Below are 1,402 nucleotides of genomic sequence, written 5' to 3'. Positions count from 1 at the left end.
CTGCCGCCCGCCGCCACGTCCTCGTAGGCGAACGAGACGTCCTCGATGTCGATCTTCCCCACGCGCCCTCCCCTTCTCCGTTTCCGAACGTCGGATGCGGGCGCCGGAGCGCCCGCATCCATGGTACCCGATAGCCCGCAGGCCCGCTATTCGTTGTTCTTCGCGTACGCCTGGTCGAGGTCCTTCCACAGCTGCTCGTCAGGCTCGCGCTCGAGCAGCGTATCGAGCGCCGTGCGGTAGATCGACGTCACCACGTAGTCGTCCATGGAGTACGCCGTGGCCTTGTCGATCTCGCCGATGTTCTTCAGCGTGTCGTAGAACTTGAGGACGGCGTTCTTGTTGGGGTCGGGCGACGGGTCCATGACGTTGTCGTAGTCGTCCGTGCCGTACATGGCGGCGCGCACGTAGGCCTCCTCCTGGCCGGAGTAGTCCACAAGCAGCGGAATGACCGTGTCGGGCTCCTGCCGGTAGGTCTTGTAGCCGCGCAGCAGGGCCGTCTCGAAGTCCACGAGCGACAGGTACTTCTCGTGAAGCGCCTGCTCGGAGCAGTTCTGGCGGCAGCACGGGTAGTCGCCCGCGTACTGCTTGACGGTGGCGACCACCTTTATGCCGTTGCTGCGCTGCACGAAGCCCTGGGCGTTGTTCGTGATGTACAGGTCGAACTCGCCCTTCTTCACCGCCTCGAAGCCGCCTTGGTCGTTGTCGAAGTACGTGAACGCCACGTCGCCGCCGTTGATGTCCAGGCCCTCGTCCTGCAGCCACTCCTTGAACACCATCTGGCCGGTCTCGGGGCGGTTCACGCCGATGCGGAGCCCCTTGTAGTCCGCGGCCGTCTTGAGCTCGCGGTCGAACGAGTCGAGCGCGCAGATCTCCGAGCCGTTGAGGATGGTGCCGCCGAAGATGTAGGCCTTCGCGCCCTGCGACACGTAGGTGCAGGCGGGCACGACGCCGAACAGGTCCATGTCCAACTGGTTGTTGGTGAGCGCGGTCATGGCGTCGTTGAGCGCGATCTGCTGGAACTCCACATCGCAGCCCTCTTCGTCGAAGTAGCCCAGCTTGTCGGCCACGATGGCGGGGGCGATCTTGATGAGCTTGCCCGTCACGCCGCACACGAGGTGCTCGCCCTTGCCCTGGGTCAGGTAGTCCTGGGACGCCTCGTCGGCCGGCCCCTCGGCCTTCGTCTCGGCCTGGGGCGCCTGGCCGCCGCAGCCGGCAAGGCCGAGGCCCAGCACGGAAGCCGCCGCCACGCCCGAAAGCGCGCAGAAACCACGTCGGGTGAGATTCATAGTGCATCCTCCTTATCGAATGGCACGGCACGGCGCTCCATCGAGGCCGGCCGTCGTTTCCAGAATAGCTGCCGAGCCGCCCGCGCCGCCGCCCGGCTCGCGCTTCGCTCGCCGCC

General features: G+C 66.2%; 1 protein-coding gene. It reads right to left on the bottom strand.

All coding sequences use genetic code 11. The features are described 5' to 3' along the window. Positions 1–146: 146 nt before the first annotated feature. Positions 147–1,286 (bottom strand): ABC transporter substrate-binding protein, encoded by a 1,140-nt coding sequence (locus tag GPA_RS08535; RefSeq protein WP_041239347.1) that lies wholly within the window; start codon positions 1,284–1,286, stop codon positions 147–149. Positions 1,287–1,402: the final 116 nt, after the last annotated feature.

The sequence above is a fragment of the Gordonibacter pamelaeae 7-10-1-b genome (genome assembly GCF_000210055.1).
GTDB lineage: Bacteria > Actinomycetota > Coriobacteriia > Coriobacteriales > Eggerthellaceae > Gordonibacter > Gordonibacter pamelaeae.
The sequence above is the reverse complement of the archived record's forward strand: the minus strand, read 5'-3'. Positions and strand labels throughout refer to the sequence as shown.